General features: G+C 71.0%; 16 protein-coding genes. 13 read left to right on the top strand and 3 right to left on the bottom strand.

The annotated features are described in order from the left end of the window. Positions 1–77 precede the first annotated feature (77 nt). The 5 genes from QF035_RS08555 (at position 78) to QF035_RS08535 (ending at position 5,131) form a co-directional block, all read left to right on the top strand. Entirely contained in the window at positions 78–2,033 is a 1,956-nt protein-coding gene (locus QF035_RS08555) for an ABC transporter ATP-binding protein (protein WP_307519368.1), read from the top strand. A 293-nt stretch (positions 2,034–2,326) separates the two neighbouring features. Next, positions 2,327–2,446 carry a lasso RiPP family leader peptide-containing protein gene (locus QF035_RS08550; RefSeq protein WP_307519367.1) on the top strand — a complete coding sequence of 40 codons (120 nt, stop codon included), beginning with the start codon at positions 2,327–2,329 and terminating at the stop codon, positions 2,444–2,446. Positions 2,447–2,499: 53 nt separating this feature from the next. Beyond that, positions 2,500–4,383, top strand: a complete 1,884-nt coding sequence (locus tag QF035_RS08545) for an asparagine synthase-related protein (RefSeq protein ID WP_307519366.1) — start codon at positions 2,500–2,502, stop codon at positions 4,381–4,383. Next, positions 4,380–4,643 carry a lasso peptide biosynthesis PqqD family chaperone gene (locus QF035_RS08540; RefSeq protein WP_307519364.1) on the top strand — a complete coding sequence of 88 codons (264 nt, stop codon included), beginning with the start codon at positions 4,380–4,382 and terminating at the stop codon, positions 4,641–4,643. Before QF035_RS08545 ends, QF035_RS08540 begins: the two co-directional genes overlap by 4 nt. Next, positions 4,640–5,131, top strand: coding sequence for a lasso peptide biosynthesis B2 protein (locus QF035_RS08535; protein ID WP_307519363.1), 492 nt, complete (start codon positions 4,640–4,642; stop codon positions 5,129–5,131). The genes QF035_RS08540 and QF035_RS08535 overlap by 4 nt, the downstream gene beginning before the upstream one ends. 32 nt (positions 5,132–5,163) lie before the next feature. Here the strand turns inward: QF035_RS08535 and QF035_RS08530 are convergent, their stop codons facing one another. Then, positions 5,164–5,370 carry a hypothetical protein gene (locus QF035_RS08530; protein ID WP_307519361.1) on the bottom strand — a complete coding sequence of 69 codons (207 nt, stop codon included), beginning with the start codon at positions 5,368–5,370 and terminating at the stop codon, positions 5,164–5,166. A gap of 389 nt (positions 5,371–5,759) precedes the next feature. On the opposite strand from QF035_RS08530, the gene panD reads away from it, so the two are divergent. The 3 genes from panD to QF035_RS08515 are packed head-to-tail and all read left to right on the top strand — an operon-like array spanning position 5,760 to position 7,226. Further along, complete coding sequence (gene panD, locus QF035_RS08525) at positions 5,760–6,179, top strand: aspartate 1-decarboxylase (RefSeq protein WP_189839350.1); 420 nt, start codon at positions 5,760–5,762, stop codon at positions 6,177–6,179. Further along, positions 6,118–6,570, top strand: coding sequence for a GNAT family N-acetyltransferase (locus QF035_RS08520; protein ID WP_373466935.1), 453 nt, complete (start codon positions 6,118–6,120; stop codon positions 6,568–6,570). Before panD ends, QF035_RS08520 begins: the two co-directional genes overlap by 62 nt. Continuing rightward, entirely contained in the window at positions 6,540–7,226 is a 687-nt protein-coding gene (locus QF035_RS08515) for an aspartate/glutamate racemase family protein (RefSeq protein ID WP_307519358.1), read from the top strand. The genes QF035_RS08520 and QF035_RS08515 overlap by 31 nt, the downstream gene beginning before the upstream one ends. A gap of 426 nt (positions 7,227–7,652) precedes the next feature. On the opposite strand, the gene gndA is transcribed toward QF035_RS08515, so the two are convergent. Beyond that, the gene (gndA, locus tag QF035_RS08510; protein ID WP_307519356.1) at positions 7,653–9,092 is read right to left on the bottom strand and encodes an NADP-dependent phosphogluconate dehydrogenase; all 1,440 of its coding nucleotides are present in this window, start codon (positions 9,090–9,092) and stop codon (positions 7,653–7,655) included. Between the two features lie 316 nt (positions 9,093–9,408). On the opposite strand from gndA, the gene QF035_RS08505 reads away from it, so the two are divergent. Beyond that, on the top strand, positions 9,409–10,575 hold the full coding sequence (locus tag QF035_RS08505; protein WP_307519354.1) for a transglycosylase family protein: 1,167 nt from the start codon (positions 9,409–9,411) through the stop codon (positions 10,573–10,575). Here the strand turns inward: QF035_RS08505 and QF035_RS08500 are convergent. Beyond that, entirely contained in the window at positions 10,565–11,839 is a 1,275-nt protein-coding gene (locus QF035_RS08500) for a DMT family transporter (RefSeq protein WP_307519353.1), read from the bottom strand. The genes QF035_RS08505 and QF035_RS08500 overlap by 11 nt on opposite strands. A 225-nt stretch (positions 11,840–12,064) precedes the next feature. Between QF035_RS08500 and QF035_RS08495 the strand changes: the two genes are divergently transcribed. The 4 genes from QF035_RS08495 (at position 12,065) to QF035_RS08480 (ending at position 17,864) form a co-directional block, all read left to right on the top strand. Then, entirely contained in the window at positions 12,065–12,793 is a 729-nt protein-coding gene (locus tag QF035_RS08495; protein ID WP_307519352.1) for a (2Fe-2S)-binding protein, read from the top strand. Positions 12,794–12,918: 125 nt separating this feature from the next. Beyond that, the gene (glgA, locus tag QF035_RS08490; protein ID WP_307519350.1) at positions 12,919–14,070 is read left to right on the top strand and encodes a glycogen synthase; all 1,152 of its coding nucleotides are present in this window, start codon (positions 12,919–12,921) and stop codon (positions 14,068–14,070) included. Between the two features lie 93 nt (positions 14,071–14,163). After that, complete coding sequence (gene glgC / locus QF035_RS08485; RefSeq protein ID WP_307519348.1) at positions 14,164–15,384, top strand: glucose-1-phosphate adenylyltransferase; 1,221 nt, start codon at positions 14,164–14,166, stop codon at positions 15,382–15,384. A gap of 131 nt (positions 15,385–15,515) precedes the next feature. After that, the gene (locus QF035_RS08480; RefSeq protein WP_307519347.1) at positions 15,516–17,864 is read left to right on the top strand and encodes a GH92 family glycosyl hydrolase; all 2,349 of its coding nucleotides are present in this window, start codon (positions 15,516–15,518) and stop codon (positions 17,862–17,864) included. The last annotated feature ends 43 nt before the right edge of the window (positions 17,865–17,907 follow it).

The raw sequence follows: 17,907 nt of genomic DNA, 5'->3' as shown, positions 1-17,907 counted from the left end.
GCGAGGGGAGTGGGTTCAGTCAGTGTCATCGATCACCCCTTGACCTCAAGATTGCTTTAGGTTCTACGGTCTGTCCCATGAGTATGGAGACCACAGCCTGGACGCAGCTCCACAGCGTCATGAACGCCGAGCAGGAACGCCGCCCCTTCGCCCGAGCGACCCTGCGTCGCATTGCCGGATTTGCCCGCCCGCACCGCCGCCGAATCGCGCAGTTCGTGGTGCTCAGTGTGGTGACGGCGCTGCTCGCCGTGGCCACCCCGGTCCTCGCCGGACGCGTCGTGGACGCGATCGTGTCCGGCGGCGACGAGAGCACTGTCGTACGACTCGCCCTGCTCATCGCCCTGATCGCGTTCGCGGAGGCGGCGATCGGACTGGTGGGCCGCTGGCTCTCGGCGAACCTCGGCGAAGGACTCATCCTGGATCTGCGGACAGCGGTCTTCGATCATGTACAGCGCATGCCGGTCGCGTTCTTCACACGCACTCGTACGGGCGCGCTCGTCAGTCGACTCAACAACGACGTGATCGGCGCCCAGCGGGCGTTCAGCAACACCCTCTCCGGAGTGGTGAGCAATCTCGTGACCCTGCTGCTCACCCTCGCCGTGATGCTCACCCTGTCCTGGCAGATCACCCTGCTCGCCCTCGTACTCCTCCCGGTGTTCGTGGTGCCCGCCCGCCGGATGGGCAGCCGGATGGCGAAGCTCCAGCGCGAGGCGGCCGACCTCAACGCGTCCATGGGCACCCGGATGACCGAGCGCTTCTCCGCACCGGGCGCCACCCTGATCAAGCTCTTCGGCAGGCCGGGCCAGGAGTCCGCGGAGTTCGCGGTGCGTGCCCGGCGGGTGCGGGACATCGGGGTGCGCACGGCGATGGCTCAGACCGCGTTCATCACGGCCCTGACCCTCGTCTCCGCCCTCGCACTCGCCCTCGTCTACGGACTCGGCGGCTGGTATGCCCTGCGCGGCAGCCTGGAACCGGGCGCGGTCGTCTCGCTGGCCCTGCTCCTGACCCGTCTGTACGCGCCACTGACCTCGCTCGCCGGTGCCCGCGTGGAGGTCATGAGTGCCCTGGTCAGCTTCGAGCGGGTCTTCGAGGTCCTCGACCTGAAGCCGCTGATCGACGAGAAGCCGGACGCCCGCGCGGTCCCCGACGGCCCGGCCTCCGTCGAGTTCACCGACGTCCGATTCGCCTACCCGTCCGCCGACAAGGTCTCCCTCGCCTCCCTGGAGGAGGTCGCCGCACTCGACACCCGCGGCGGCGCCGAGGTCCTGCACGGCATCTCCTTCCGCGCCGAACCCGGCCAGACCGTCGCCCTCGTCGGCTCGTCCGGCGCCGGCAAGTCCACGGTCGCCTCGCTGCTGCCACGGCTGTACGACACCGACGAGGGCTCCGTACGCATCGGCGGCGTCGACGTCCGTGACCTGAGCGCCGAGTCGATGCGGGCCACACTCGGAATGGTCACCCAGGACGGCCACCTCTTCCACGACTCGGTCCGCGCCAACCTGCTCCTCGCCAGGCCCGACGCCGACGAGGAGGAACTGTGGGACGTCCTGCGCCGGGCCCGCCTCGACGACCTCGTGAACTCCCTGCCCGACGGCCTCGACACGGTCGTCGGCGAACGCGGCTACCGCCTCTCCGGCGGCGAACGCCAGCGCATGACCATCGCCCGGCTGCTCCTGGCCCGCCAGCGGGTGGTCGTCCTCGACGAGGCGACGGCCCACCTGGACAACACCTCCGAGGCCGCCGTACAGGAGGCACTCGCCGAGGCACTCCAGGGCCGCACCGCACTCGTCATCGCCCACCGCCTCTCGACGGTACGGGCCGCCGACCAGATCCTCGTCGTCGAGGCCGGCCGCATCGCGGAACGCGGCACCCACGAGGAACTCCTCACGGCGAACGGGCGGTACGCGGAGCTGTACCGGACCCAGTTCGAGAAACCGGCACGGGCCGACGGGACCGAGGCGGACGCCACCGACAACGGCGTGACCGAGGACGGCGTGACGGAGATCGCTGTGGCGGAGGAGGCAGTGGCATAGGCGCCGCGCACGACGCCGCCGTACCTGACGGCGTCGGCGCGTCCCTGCTTCCCGGGACGCGACCCTCTCACCGCACCGCGCTCTTCTCGAAGGTCCAACTGGCAGCCGCCGCCCTCGACGAGCTCCAGCACCTCGCGCCCGCACCACGGGAGCTCCTGCGCCATGCCGTGGCGGGGAGGGATTCACTCCATCGGGTGGGAGATACCGCAGGTCGGCGTAGTGCCGAAATGCCATGGGCAATTTTCGCAGCGGTGTGGGTTCCACGCCATCAGCGGATGTAAGGGAGGACTTGCATGCAGCAGGACGAAGTGTACGAACCGCCGGCCATGGTGGAAGTCGGTGACTTCGCCGAGCTGACCCGCGGTGAGGCCCTGGGCGCGCACTACGAGGGCGGATTCCCGCCCTACGAGTGATATCTCGGCCCCAACTGAGACCGAGACCGACAGGACATGATGGGTAACGTGCCATGAGCGGTGACGTGTGGTTCACGATCCTTCCGGACGGTGAATCCGGCGTGGCCGCGGCGCGGCTCCTGCGCCCCTGGGCCACCGAGACCATCGCTCACCACTCCGGTCGGCCGTGGCTGCTGGGCAGTTGGCCGGACGGACTGGTGACGGTGGGCGCGGCAGGGGCGCGGCGAGTCGCGGTGATCGGGCGCTGCCCGGTCACCGTCGAGGCGCTGTCCGCGCGAGCGCGACGGCTGCGGGACATCGCGGACGTGGAGGCGGTCGCCCACGGGCTGCCTGGAAGCTTCCACCTCATCGCCTCCGTCGACGGTTCGGTGCGGGCCCGGGGGACCGCGTCCGGGGTGCGACGGCTCTTTCACGCGCGGGTGGGCGGAGTGACCGTGGCCGCCGACCGGTCGGACCGGCTCGCGGCCGTGACCGGTGCGGCTCCCGACGAACGGCTCCTCGCCGCTCACCTGCTCGCCTCGCCGCTTCCCTATCCGCTGGACGACCGCTGTGTGTGGCAGGGCGTGGAAGCACTTCCGTCCTTCGACAGTCTGCTGATCGACGCGGACGGGCGGGTCCGGACCCAGCGGTGGTGGACTCCGCCGGAGCCGCAGCGTCCCTGGCGGGAGGGAGTGCCCGCGGTGCGTGCGGCGCTGACCGCCGCGGTGGGAGCGTGCACGGCCGACGGGGGCACGGTGAGCGCGGAACTGTCGGGCGGCCTGGACTCCACCAGCCTGTGCTTCCTGACCGCACACGAGCAGGAGCGGACCCGCCCGGCCGGAGCCAAACTGGTGACGCTGGGCTGGCGAAGCCTCGACCCGGAGAACGACGACGCGGCATGGGCTGCCCGCGCCGCCGCCCGGCTTCCCGGCAGCGAGCACGTCACGCCCGCCCCCGACCAATGGCCCCTGTGGTACAGCGACTTGCCGGCTCTCACCGGCGACGCCGTCCCCACCGACGAGCCAGGGCCATGGGTCCGCGACGGCGCCAGGATGGCAGCGCTCTGCCGCCTGATGACCGGCCGGGGGTCACGCCTGCACCTGATGGGCGGCGGCGGAGACGAGTTGTTCAGCACGTTCCCCTCACACCTGCACGACCACGTCCGACGCCATCCGCTGGCGGCGTATGCCCGTATCCGTACGCAACGCGCCTCCCAGCACTGGCCGCTCGGACAACTGCTGCGGCAGCTCGCCGACCGCAGGACGTTCGGCCAGTGGCTGGCCGCATGGGCACAGGGCCTCACCGCCGCCGGGCCGTCCTCGTCGGCCCTGGTCCGCGGAGCGCCCTCGACGGCATGGGGCGTGGAGTCGCGCATGCCGCCGTGGGCGACCCGCGACGCGGCCGCGGCCGTGCGGAGCTTGCTCCGGGAAGCCGCCGAGAGCGCCGAGCCGCTCGCGCCCCAGCGCGGACAGCACACGGCACTGGCGTGCGTACGGACCGGTGGGCGTGGCCTGCGGCAACTGGATCAGGTGACCTCCCGCAGAGGCCTGGGTCAGGCCGCGCCCTACCTCGACGACCAAGTGATCGAGGCGGCCCTGGCCATCCGCGTGGCCGAGCGCAGCACGCCCGGCCGGTACAAGCCGGTGCTCGCCGAGGCGATGCGCGGCATCGTGCCCGACGACGTCCTGCGCCGGCACACCAAGGGCGAGTACAGCACGGACTTCCACGTCAGTCTGCGCCACAACCGCGCCGACCTGGTCGAGCTCTTCGACGGCTCGCGGCTCGGCCGAGCCGGACTGATCGACGACGCCGCCGTCCGTGCGTCCCTGCTCGGGGTGCATCCCACCCCGGAGGGGCTGCGCTCCCTCAGCTCCAGCCTGGGCAGCGAGATCTGGCTCCGTGCCCGTCCCGCGCACATCCGCCCGCCGAGCACCGCGATCACTGAAGGAGCGCCGTGAGCCTGAGCCTGCGATCCGACGTCTGCGCGACGGACACAGCGGACGGCATGGTGCTGCTCGACGAGGTCACCGGCCGGTACTGGCAGCTCAACCGCACCGCGGCGCTCGTCCTGCGCGGGCTCATCGACGGCGCCGAACCATCGGACATGGCCCGCGCACTGTGTGAGGCCTACCCCCGGCTCACCGCCGAGCGCGCCGACGCCGACACGGCCTCGATCACGCGCGCGCTGATGGCGTCCCGGCTGGTGGTGCCCGCATGAGCCAGCCGATGGTGCCCGCCACCCGCAGCTGCCTGCCCCTGCGCCGCCGTCCCGCCGTCCTTCTCGCCACGGCCGCCGCCCGGCTGATCGTCGCGTTCAAGCCGCACCGCATCCGCCGCGTCCTGTGCGTGGTCCGGCGCGGGGCCGCCCCCGCCACCACCCGGCAGGCGCTCGCTGCCCGCGAGGCAGTGGTCGCGGTCAGCGCGCGTTGCGCCGGCGAGGGCTGTCTCCAGCGTTCGGTGGCCACCGCATTGCTGTGCCGGATGCGCGGAGTCTGGCCGGACTGGTGCACAGGGGTGCGGACGGCACCGTTCCGCGCGCACGCCTGGGTGGAGGCCGACGGCCTCCCGGTGGGCGAACCGCACCGGCCGGAGGAGTACCGGCGCATGATCGTGGTGCCGGCCGTCCGGCCGGAGAAGCGGCCGCCGGAGGACAGCCCTGAGGCCCCCGGCCGCAGAGACGTCCCGGTAGCAGAGGAGCGTCGGTAGGAGGGAGGCCTCGGTAGCAATGAGGCCGGCGGTCACCGGTCCTGGGCGAGGCGGTAGAGCTCGGCGAAGAGTCCGTCGCGTTCCATCAGCGCCTGGAAGTCGCCCTCTTCACGGACACGACCCCGGTCGAGGACGACGATGCGGTCCGCGATCCGGGCGTTCTCCAGTCCCTGGGTGACGAAGACGGCGGCGTCCGAAGACGCGTACACCACCGGTGGCGGCGACGGTTTGTGGCGCATCAACGGCCTGACGCCGCGATGGGGCGGTAACACCTCGCCAGGCGGCCCGGACCACCGGAACAGTGATCACGGAAGGGGGCCCGGCGGGATTTCTCCCAGCCTGGGCCCCTTTCGAGCCGTGCGAAGAACTGGTGGACACGAAGAGCTCGCTTCCGGCAGGTGCGCATGTACGTGAGGGCTCGCAGTGGCGAAGGTCACGACTGCCCGTCAAGCCCGATGCGTAGGCTGGTCGACTGAGCCGATGACGTGTCGGGAAAGTCGGCAATCGGTCAGCGCAAGTCCTGAGAACCCGTCCAATGCTGCCCGTGCGCGCGACTCTTCGTAAGGTAAGGAAACAGCCCTTGACCTGCAAGAACGCAGGCAGGGAGCCTAGGTCCGGGAGTCTGTCCATGCTGCGCACCATGTTCAAGTCCAAGATCCACCGTGCCACGGTCACCCAGGCTGATCTGCACTACGTCGGATCCGTGACCATCGACGCCGATCTCCTCGACGCCGCCGATCTGCTGCCGGGAGAGCTGGTGCACATCGTCGACATCGACAACGGCGCACGCCTGGAGACGTACGTCATCGAGGGGGAGCGCGGGTCCGGTGTCATCGGTATCAACGGTGCGGCGGCGCATCTCGTGCACCCCGGAGACCTGGTGATCATCATCAGTTACGCTCAGGTCTCCGACGCCGAGGCCCGGTCGCTGAGGCCGCGGGTCGTGCACGTGGACGCGGGGAACCGGATCGTGGCGCTCGGCGCGGATCCGTCCGAGCCGGTACCGGGCTCGGACCAGGAGCGCAGTCCCCAGGCCGTCCCGGCCTGACCGCCATCCACATCCGCATCCGCATCCGCATCCGCGAGGAGAGACCATGAGCGAGATCGCGATCCGCGACGACCGGGAGGCCGGCCGCCTGGAGGCGTACGCCGGTGACGAAGTCGTCGGCCACATCGAGTACTTCGTCCTCGAAAGCCCGGGTCGCGCGCTCGTCCCGGTCCACACGATCGTGGAGCCCGCCCATGAGGGCAAGGGCATCGCGGGCTCCCTCGCCCGCGAGCTGTACGTCATGTCGGCCCGCGAGGGAGTCCCGGTCGCCCCGCTCTGCCCGTACGTCGTCAAGTGGGCCGCACGCCACCCCGACGAGGCTCCGGTGGCCGACCCCGAGCTGCTGATCGCGGCGAAGTCATGGCTGGCCGCCCACCCGGGCCGGTTCTGATGGGCCGGCTCGCCCTGCTGCACACCTCGCCCGTCCACATCCCCGTCTTCGACGCGCTCCGCGACGAGGACCACCCGGCCCTGGAACTGCGGCACTTCGTGTCCGAGGAGCTCCTGGAGCGGGCCCGGGCGGAAGGACCGGAGGCGGTGGCCGACGGGGTGCGCGCGATGCTGGACCGGGCCGTCGCCGACGGAGCGGCGGCGGTCCTCTGCACCTGCTCCACCATCGGCGCGGTCGCCGAGGCCGCCCGTCCCGGTGTGCCCGTGCTCCGGGTGGACCGTCCGATGGCGGCCGCCGCGGTGGCGGCCGGCCCGCGTGTCGTCGTGCTCGCCACGGTGGAGAGCACCCTCGGCCCGACGGTGGCCCTCGTCGAGGAGGAGGCCGCCCGCGCGGGATCCCCGACGGCCGTACGCACCCTGCTGGCCGCCGACGCCTGGGACCACTTCGAGGCGGGAGACATGGACGCGTACGCCCACGCGGTCGCGTCCGCCGCCGACAGCGTCACGGACGCCGACGCGATCGTCCTCGCCCAGGCCTCGATGACCCCGGCCCAGCACCTCACCACGACCGCCGTGCCGGTGCTTTCCAGCCCGCGCCCCGGCCTCGCTGCGGGAGCGGCCGCGGTGGGCATGGTCGGCGCGGCGGGCGGGGCGTAGGCCCATCTGGTCCCCCGTTCGTCCCGCGACGGGGTGAGTGGGCGCGCGGGGCACGGGTACGCGTGGGAGAAGTCCAGGGCCGACGTACCGACTGGCTGGAGGACGCCATGACGCACCCGTACCCCGACCCCGTGAAGCCGGGCCCCACCCCGGGCCCGGGCCCCGACCACCCCCAACCCTTCCCGGAACCGGACCCGGTCCCGTCCCCCAAACCCCACCCGGTCCCAGAACCGTCCCCGTCCCCCCTCCCTCAGCCCCCCGATCCGTCCCCGGCCCCACCCCCGGAGCCCCAGCCGGGCCCCTTGGGCTGAGGGCGCACAAATGCCGGCGGGCCGGCGTGGACCATGTCCACGCCGGCCCGCCGGCATTTCAGGGGCGCGGGGAACTGCGCGACCAGCCCCCACACCCGCAGCCCGAAACCGAACCTCAGCCGGCAACCTCGGACCGGTCCCCGCCCCACAGCGTGTGGAACGACCCTTCCCGGTCGGTCCGCCGGTAAGTGTGCGCACCAAAGAAGTCCCGCTGCCCCTGAGTGAGCGCCGCAGGCAACCGCTCCGCACGCAACGCGTCGTAGTACGCCAGCGCCGCCGCGAACCCGGGCGTGGGCACCCCCTGCTGCACGGCGGAGACGAGCACGGCCCGCCAGTCGTCCTGCGCGGCCGCGATCTCCTGCGCGAACGTCTCGTCGGCCAGCAGGCTCGGCAGATCGGCGCGTGTGTCGTACGCGGCGCGGATCCGGTCGAGGAAGGCCGCCCGGATGATGCAGCCGCCGCGCCAGATCGACGAGACCGCACCCAGGTCGACGTTCCAGTCGTACTCGGCGCTGCCGGCCGCGATCTCGTGGAAGCCCTGTGTGTAGGACACGATCTTCGACGCGTACAGCGCCTGCTCCACCTGGTCGGCGAAGGCCGCGGCCTCGGTCTCGCTCAGCGCCGTGGCCTTGGGCCCGGCCAGCCCCCGCGAGGCCTCACGCAGCTCGGTGTGGCCCGACAGGGACCGCGCGAAGACGGCCTCGGCGATGCCCGACACGGGAACGCCCAGGTCGAGGGCGATCTGCACGGTCCACCGCCCCGTGCCCTTCTGCTCCGCCTGGTCCTGCACCACGTCCACGAAGGCCTTGCCCGTCGCCGCGTCCACGTGCGACAGGACCTCGGCGGTGATCTCGATCAGGTAGGAGTCGAGCCGCCCGGTGTTCCAGGTGCGGAAGATGTCCGCGATCTGCGCGGGGGAGTAGCCCGCCACGTCACGCAGCAGCTGGTACGCCTCGCCGATCAGCTGCATGTCGGCGTACTCGATGCCGTTGTGCACCATCTTCACGAAGTGTCCGGCGCCATCGGGACCGACGTGCGTGACACACGGCGCGCCGTCGGCGGCCTTCGCGGAGATCTTCTCCAGCATCGGGCCGAGCGACTCGTACGACTCGACCGGACCACCGGGCATGATGCTCGGCCCGTGCAGCGCGCCCTCCTCGCCGCCGGAGATGCCCGCGCCGACGAAGTGGATGCCCTGCTCGCGCAGTTCGCGCTCCCGGCGCCGGGTGTCCGCGAAGTGGGCATTGCCACCGTCGATGATCATGTCGCCGGGCTCCAGGAGCGGGGCGAACTCCTGGATCACCGCGTCGGTCGGCTCGCCCGCCTTCACCATGATCACAAGGCGGCGCGGGCGCTCCAGCGCGGCCACGAACTCCTTGGCGGTCTCCGTCGCGACAAAGGTGCCCTCGCTGCCGAACTCCTCCACCAACGCGTGCGTACGCGCCGCCGTCCGGTTGTGCAGGGCGACCGCGTATCCGTTGCGCGCGAAGTTACGGGCGAGATTGCGCCCCATGACCGCGAGTCCCGTGACGCCGATCTGGGCTGAAGTGCTCATACGGTTGGCTCCTAGAGGTGCTGAATCGGTAGTGCCGGTCATGCCTGCCAGTTTGCCCCACCGACCATCCTGACTTGCAGGTTCGCCGACCGCACATCCTGACTTTCCGACGGTGTGTACGCAGCGGAGCCGCCCCCGCCTCAGTGCCCCGCCGAACTTCGCCGTCACATCTGCCCCGGGCATACGCGTCGGCAGCCGCCAACGAAGGTCGATTCCTGGTCACTTGGCGGGATAGGGAGGCCGATTGCCCTCTTGTCATGGCCTGTTAGCAGCGTTTACTTTTGCCGCTCCTGACGCTTGTCGAGGGGGCACCTTCATGGCCGTACGCGGCCGGCACCGCCGGTATCAGCCGAATAGGATCAACCGCGCCTCACTCACCGTCACAGTGGGCGGCGCCGGGATGGCGATACCGCTCATCGGTACCGGCGTCGCGAACGCGGCAGACGTGGACACCTGGAACAAGGTGGCCGCCTGTGAGTCCACCAACAACTGGAAGATCAACACCGGCAACGGCTACTACGGCGGGCTGCAGTTCACCCAGTCCACCTGGGAGGCGTACGGCGGCAGGGCCTACGCGGCACGCGCCGACCTCGCCTCCAAGGACCAGCAGATAGCCGTCGCCGAGAAGGTCCTCAAGGGCCAGGGCCCCGGAGCCTGGCCGACCTGCTCGGTGCGGGCGGGCCTCACCCGCGGCGGCGACACCCCCGACATCAACCCCTCGGGCAGGTCCACGCAGCCGTCCAAGCGCACCGTCCGCGACGTACAGCCGCAGACCACGCCCCAGTCGCAGGCCGGCACCGCCGAGATGTACACGGTCGTCCGCGGCGACACACTCTCGGGCATCGCCGGAGCCCGCGAGGTCCCGGGCGGCTGGCGGCAGTTGTACGACGCCAACCGCAGGACGGTCGGCGCCGACCCGGACATGATCGTTCCCGGCCAGCGGCTGAACCTGAAGCCGAAGGCGTCGCCGGGCGCGGGATCCACCTCCGACACGTCGGAGAAGACGGAGAAGAAGCCGAAGGCAAAGGCCAAGGCGAAGGTCGAGGAGAAGTCCGAGAAGAAGACCCAAACGACCACGCGCGGCCTCACCGCCCCGGTGAGCGCCGGTACGGGAACGCCGTACCACGCTGCGGGTTCCTCCTGGTCGAAGGGCTACCACACGGGCGTCGACTTCCCGGTGCCCACCGGCACGTCCGTCAAGTCGGTCGGGGCGGGCAGCGTCGTGACCGCGGGCTGGGGCGGTTCCTTCGGCTACCAGGTCGTGATCCGGCACGGCGACGGCCGCTACACCCAGTACGCCCATCTGTCGGCGATCTCCGTGAAGGCCGGGCAGAGCGTGGTGACCGGCCAGCGCATCGGCCGCTCCGGTTCCACGGGCAACAGCACGGGCCCGCATCTGCACTTCGAGGTGCGGACGGGGCCCGGTTTCGGCAGCGACGTCGACCCGGTCGCCTATCTGCGCGCGGGTGGCGTCACGATTTGACGCTGGAGCGGATCACCACCGGGGCGGGGAGCAACGGCAGGAAGGGAAGGCCGTAGTACCCGCCGCGGGGCCAGGAAGGTTCGTCGATGCCCTCGATGTCGTCCGGTGTGTCGCCGGACGGCGGGGGCCCGTTCGACCCAGGCGGCGGCAGGAGCGAGTCCTGCCGCGCCGAGGCGGAGGCGAACATCCCGGCGTGCGCGAACGCGTCCTCCCGGGTCGGCTCCTCGTCCCGTACCTCCGCGGAGACCACCAGCCGCTCCGCCGGGACAAGCTGCTCCGGTAGTACGCGGTCGGGCGGAACGACGGCGGGCTCCTCCATGTGGCTCGGCTCGGCTGCCGGGCCCGGCCGGGTCATGACGGCCGCGTCGGTCATCGCTCCGGCCACTGCCGGGGCGGGCACGGGTGCAGGTGCGGACACCGGCGCCGTACGCTCCGAACCGCTGATGCGCTCCGTCGTGAGCAGGATCAGGCCGCCCGCGGCGACTACCCCGCAGCCCAGCGCGAGGGCGGTACCCGTCTCGCCGTAGCGGAACGTCTCGCCGAACATCGTGATGCCGACCGCGGCGGCCACGATGGGGTTGATGACCGTCAGCGTGGCCAGCGGCGCGGCGAGTCCGGCGCCCCGGTAGGAGGCCTGCGACAGGAGCATTCCGGCAGTCGCCAGGACACCGATCACGGTGAGGCTCGGGACGTCGGCGAGCGAGACGCCGCCCGTCCAGTCGACCGCGACCGTCTTCGTGAACACCGACGACATACCGAAGGCGACACCCGCCGCGGTCGCGAGCAGCACGCTGCGCACGGCCGGGTGCCGGTGCACGGCGCGGGCGGCCATCATCAGGGCCACCACGGCACCGCCGGTGACCAGGGCCACCACCACGCGCTGGGTGCTGTTCAGGGACTGCGAGTCGGCCGTGCCGACCAGGGCGAGCAGACCGGCCAGGCCGACCGTCGCCATGATCGCGCCGCGCCAGGCCGTCGCACCGGCCCTGCGGCGTACGAAGACGGCAGCCATGGGAAGCGCGAAGACGATGGTCAGCGCGCCCAGCGGCTGGACCAGGCTGAGCGGTCCGTAGGCGAGCGCCACGACGTGCAGCAGCCCGCCGAGGGCGTTGAGGCCGACCGCGATCCACCAGGCGAGCTGGCGCATGGGTGCGTACGTCGTGCCGGGCGTGTTCGCCGCGACCCGTTCCTGCACGATCGCTCCGCCGGCGTACGCGACGGCGGAGACGAGAGAGAGCAGCACAGACAGCACGAGTGCGTTCATGTGTCGCTCCTCCTCTGCATGTGACGGACGTTCTCCCGAAGGCGGGGAGTCCGGTGCGGCGATCGGTCGGCTTCCATGGTTAATACGATCCCTTTTGAAAGCGCCCGTGTCGTCGTACCTGAGCAGTCATTGGGTCCTACTGCCGATGGAGTACGTCTTGGGCCTAGTCCTCCCCAGGTCGGGTGACACCGGGTACAACCCCCCTAGTGGCTCCGTTATGCCCCCTTGGTGTACTTGGTCTCCGTGAACCTCGATCCGGATCTCAATCGACTCGCCTCTCTCGAAGGTTTCTTCGCCCTGCGCACGGGACGGCCGTCGCTGCCGACCCTCGCGGAGGCGTATGGGATACGGAGTGTCACCGAAGGGTCGGATCCGCTCACTTTCCGTGTCCGTAAGGTCGTACGGCTGCTGGACGCGCCCGAGACGCGTATCGGGGTCTCGGTGATGCAGCAGGGACTCGCCGCCCGGCTCTGGTCGGTGGCCCTGGGCGCGGCCGCCCTCTACGGACAGATTCCCGACCTCGACGCCCGGCTGCTGCGCTGGGACGCGGACGGCAGCGCGCCCGACGACCTGTGGCTGGCCGAGACACGCGCCCTGCCCGGCGACGCGGCCACCGTCCGGCAGGTCGTACAGGACGGCCATCTCGAACCCCTCGCGGCGGCGCTGCGGGCCCGGCAGCCCGTCTCCGCGGGGCTGCTGTGGGGCAACGCGGCCTCCGCTCTCGCGGGCGCCGCACGCGAACTCGACCGCTGGGCCCGCGCCAACGGCCACCCGGAGGTGGGCGACAGAGGCCGCTCACTCGCCGCCGAACTCCTCGATCACCCCGACCTGCGGGACACCGGCACCCTGAACGGCACGGCGTTCCGGCGGCGCAGCTGCTGCCTCTACTACCGGGTGCCCGGCGGGGGCGTATGCGGCGACTGCTGCTTCGTGCGCCCGCCTCGCAGACTCTGAGCACGGAGGGGTCGCTCCGAGCACGGTGGTGCCGAGCCCTGAGGCGTGCCTTGCCTCGCGGTCTTCCCCAAGGGCCACTTCTGGGTGACCATGTGGGAACCAGCCGCTGAGACAGGGGGTTCCGGGTGCGTGTGGGACTGCTTTCCCGGGAGTACCCGCCGGATGTGTACGGCGGTGCGGGGGTTCACGTCGAGTTCCTCGCCCGGGAGTTGAGGCCCCTCACCGACCTGGACGTGCACTGCTGGGGCGAGGGCGCCGCGGGCGGAGTCGTACGCCACCGGCCCTGGCCCACGCTCGACGGCGCGAACGACGCGCTGCGCACCTTCTCCGTGGACCTCGCCATCGCCGCCGCCCTCGAAGGCCGCGAACTCGTCCACTCGCACACCTGGTACGCCAACCTCGCGGGCCACATGGCGAAGCTGCTGTACGGCATCCCGCATGTCATGACCGCACACTCCCTGGAGCCGCTGCGCCCCTGGAAGGCCGAGCAGCTCGGCGGCGGCTACGCCCTCTCCAGCTGGGCCGAGCGCAGCGCCATCGAAGCCGCCGACGCCGTGATCGCCGTCTCCACGGCCATGCGCGAGGACATCCTCGGCTGCTACCCCTCCCTGGACCCGGCGAAGGTGCGCGTCGTGCACAACGGCATCGACACCTCCCTCTACGCGCCGGACCACGGCACGGACGTGATCGACCGCATCGGCCTCGACCTCGACCGCCCGTACGTCCTGTTCGTCGGCCGCATCACCCGGCAGAAGGGCGTGCCCCATCTGCTGCGCGCGGTCCGGGACATCGACCCGGCCGCCCAGGTCGTCCTCTGCGCGGGAGCCCCCGACACACCGGAGATCGACCAGGAGTTCCGCGACCTGTTCCAGGAGCTCAGCGGCGTCCGGGAGGGCGTGCACTGGATCCCGCAGATGCTGCCGCGTCCGGATGTGATCCAACTGCTCACGCACGCCGCCGTGTTCGTCTGCCCCTCGGTGTACGAGCCCCTGGGCATCGTCAACCTGGAGGCGATGGCCTGCGGCACTGCCGTCGTGGCCTCGCGGGTGGGCGGGATTCCCGAGGTCGTCGCGGACGGCGAGACCGGGCTGCTGGTGTCCGTCGAGGACGATTTCGAGGCGCAGCTCGCGCGTGCCCTCGACTCGCTGCTCGCCGATCCGCAGGCCGCCCGGCGCATGGGCGAGGCGGGACGGGAACGGGCGGTGCGGGAGTTCGGCTGGGACGCGGTGGCCCGGCGAACCGTCCAGCTGTACGAGGAAATCCTCAAACAGGGGTAGTCCGCGGGCGCGGATCACCCTCTCACGGGGGTAGTCCTCTGGCAGGTGTAGTTCAAGAACGTGGCCCGAACCGGGCGGTAGAGGGGCGGCGGCATGCGACGCGGTGGACCTTCGGTACTGGGAATCGTATTGGCGGGCGGCGAGGGCAAGAGGCTGATGCCCCTGACCGCCGACCGGGCGAAACCCGCGGTGACTTTCGGCGGCACGTACCGCCTCGTGGACTTTGTACTCTCCAACCTCGTCAACGCCGACATCCTGCGCATCTGCGTCCTGACGCAGTACAAGTCGCACTCGCTCGACCGGCACATCACCACGACCTGGCGGATGTCCAGCCTGCTTGGCAACTACGTGACGCCGGTCCCGGCCCAGCAGCGGCTCGGCCCGCGCTGGTACCTGGGCAGCGCCGACGCGCTCCTGCAGTCGCTGAACCTCGTGCACGACGAACAGCCCGACTACATCGCGGTGTTCGGTGCCGACCACGTCTACCGCATGGACCCGCGGCAGATGCTGACCCAGCACATCGACAGCGGCGCGGGAGTGACCGTCGCGGGCATCCGCGTGCCCCGGAGCGAGTCGTCGGCCTTCGGGGTCATCTCTCCCGGGACGGACGGCCAGAGCGTCCGGGGCTTCCTGGAGAAGCCCGCCGACCCGCCGGGCCTCCCGGACGACCCGGAGTGCGTCTTCGCGTCCATGGGCAACTACATCTTCACCACCAAGACCCTGGTGGAGGCGTTGCACCGGGACGCCGAGGACGAGAACTCCGTGCACGACATGGGCGGCTCGATCCTGCCGACGCTCACCGACCGCGGCGAGGCCCAGCTGTACGACTTCAGCCAGAACCACGTGCCCGGCGAGACGGTCCGCGACCAGGGCTACTGGCGTGATGTCGGGACCCTCGACGCGTACTACGACGCCCACATGGACCTGATCGCCGAGCGGCCCGCCTTCAACCTCTACAACCGAAGCTGGCCCATCTACACCCACTCCGGCCAGCTGTCGCCCGCCCGCTTCAACGCCGGCGGTATGGCGAGCGAGTCCATCATCAGCGCGGGCTGCCTGATCCGTGGCCAGGTCACCCGTTCGGTGCTCTCGCCGGGTGTCGTCATCGATCCGGGCGCGGTCGTCCAGGGCTCGGTGCTGCACGACAACGTGCACGTGGGGCGGGGTGCGGTCGTGCGCGGCGCGGTCCTCGACAAGAACGTACAGGTGCCCCCGGGAGCGACGATCGGCGTCAACCCGGAGCGGGACCAGGAGCTCTACACGGTCTCCAAGGGCGGCGTGATCGGGCTCGGGAAGGGCCAGCACGTGTCGTAGCGGCCGGGCACGTTGGGCTGCCGGGGTGGCAAAGGCGCGGCCCACCCCGGCAGGTCCGAGGTGACGGGCGGGCCGAGCGGTCTCATAAGTACGACCGCACGGTGATCAAGCCCGACACGGAGGACCTGCGTATGAGATGGACCGGACGCCCGCGCCCGCGTACGGCCGCGGTGATCGCTGCCGCCCTGCTCGGGCTGGGCGGCGGGCTCACCGCTCCCGCCGTCCGGGCCGCCGAGCCGGGGGAGGGCCGGCTCACCGAGCTGGTCAACCCGTTCATCGGCAGCCAGAACGAGGGCAACACCTTCCCGGGTGCCGCCGTGCCCTTCGGCATGGTGCAGCTGTCCCCGGACACCGGGCACAACACCGGCTACGACTACTCGCAGCGCCACATCCGCGGCTTCTCCCTCGTCCACCTGTCCGGTGTCGGCTGTCGCCTCGGCGGGGATCTGCCGGTCCTGCCGACCACGGGTGACGTCACACAGACCGACTACGCGAAGTACGCCGCAGAGTTCGGCCACGACTCGGAGAAGGCGAGCCCCGGCCACTACAGGGTCGGCCTGAAGAGCGGCATCGACGCCGAGCTGACCGCCACCGCGCGCACCGGTGTGCAGCGCTACACCTTTCCGGCCACGGACAAGGCGAACGTCCTCCTGAACGCCGGCCAGTCGCTGCACAAGACGGTCTCCACGACGATCGAGATCCTGGACGGCCGCACCGTACGCAGCACCATCACCGGCAGCGGCTTCTGCCGCGCCACCGGGCCGTACACCGTCCACACCCTCACCCGCTTCGACCGGCCGTTCACCACGTCCGGCACCTGGCAGGGCGACACGGTCACCGAGGGCTCGACGCGCTCGGCCGGCACGGGCCGCAACGGGGCGTACCTCCGCTTCGACACGACGAAGGACCGCACGGTCGAGGCGACCACCGCGCTGTCGTACGTGGACGCGCGCGGCGCCGCCGTGAACCTCCGCTCCGAAGGAGACCGTTCCTTCGACAGCGTCCGGGACTCGGCGCGGCGGGCCTGGGAGAACCGGCTCGACGACGTACGGGTGCGAGGCGGCGAGGACACGCTCCGGCGCACCTTCTACTCCTCTCTCTACCGGTCCTTCCTCGCCCCGAACATCGGCAGCGACGCGGACGGCCGCTACACCGGCTGGGACGGGAAGGTCCACCGGGAGAAGGGCTTCACCTATTACCAGAACTGGTCGCTGTGGGACACGTACCGCACCCAGGCACAGCTCCTCGCCCTGCTCGCGCCCCGCGAGTCGCGTGACATGGCGCTCTCCGTCCTGAAGATCGACGAGGAGGGCGGCTGGCTGCCCAAGTGGGGTTACGGGACGATCGAGACCAACATCATGACCGGCGATCCGGTCACCCCGTTCCTCACCAACGCCTACCAGCAGGGCCTGCTGGACGGGCACGAAGAGGAGACCTACCGGGCGCTGAAGAAGAACGCCGACGGGGTGCCGCCCGCCGGCTCGCCCGCGCTGGGCCGGGAGGGCAACAGGGAGTACATCGCCGACGGATTCGTGCCCCGTCTCAAGGGACGCCCGCACGCCAAGCCCGGCGACTCGGACTACGACCACGGGGCGTCCGCGACGCTGGAGTACGCCCTGTCCGACGCGATGCTCGCGCAGATGGCACGGGATCTCGGGCACGAGGCGGACGCCGAGCGGTACGCCGCCCGCGCCCAGAACTACCGCCGTATCTTCGACCCCTCGACCGGCTTCTTCCGGGCACGGGACGGCTCGGGCGCCTTCACGGGCGCGGCCGATCCGGCCAGGACCGAGGGATTCCACGAGGGCACGTCCTGGCAGTACCAGTGGCTGGTTCCGCAGGACCTGCCCGGGATGATCGACCTGATCGGCGGAAGGCAGGCCGCGAACGACCGGCTCGACGCGTTCTTCGCGTACGACCGGTTGATGAAGGACCCCGCGAGGACGGCCCGTGAGGTGTGGGTCAACGGGCCGTACGCCTACTACAACGCCGACAAGTACAACCCCCAGAACGAGCCCGACCTGATCGCCCCCTACACCTATCTGTCGACCGGCACGCCCTGGAAGACCACCGACGTCGTGCACGCCGCGCTGACCCTCTTCACGGACGCGCCGACCGGCATGACCGGCAACGACGACCTGGGGACCATGTCCGCCTGGCACGTCCTGTCGTCCATCGGGATCTTCCCGGTGCAGCCCGGATTCGACACCTGGGGCCTGTCCACACCGGTCTTCGAACGGGTGGACATCACGCTCGACCGCCGCTACCACCCGCTCGGCGCGCTGACCGTGACGGCCGGGCCGGACGTCTCCGACGGGCGCCGGTACATCCAGTCGGTACGTGGTGACGGGGCCGCGCACGACCGTACGTACCTGACGACCGGCGAGCTGCGGGGCATCCGCGAGTTGGCCTTCACCGTGGGCGGGAAACCGTCCGCCTGGGGCACGGCCCCGGACGCCGCGCCGCCCGTCCTGAAGTGACATCGCCCACTGACCTGACCCCATAGACCACACGAGTCCCGCC

Origin of the sequence: Streptomyces umbrinus (genome assembly GCF_030817415.1) — a bacterium.
Classification (GTDB): Bacteria; Actinomycetota; Actinomycetes; order Streptomycetales; family Streptomycetaceae; genus Streptomyces; species Streptomyces umbrinus_A.
The sequence above is the reverse complement of the archived record's forward strand: the minus strand, read 5'-3'. Positions and strand labels throughout refer to the sequence as shown.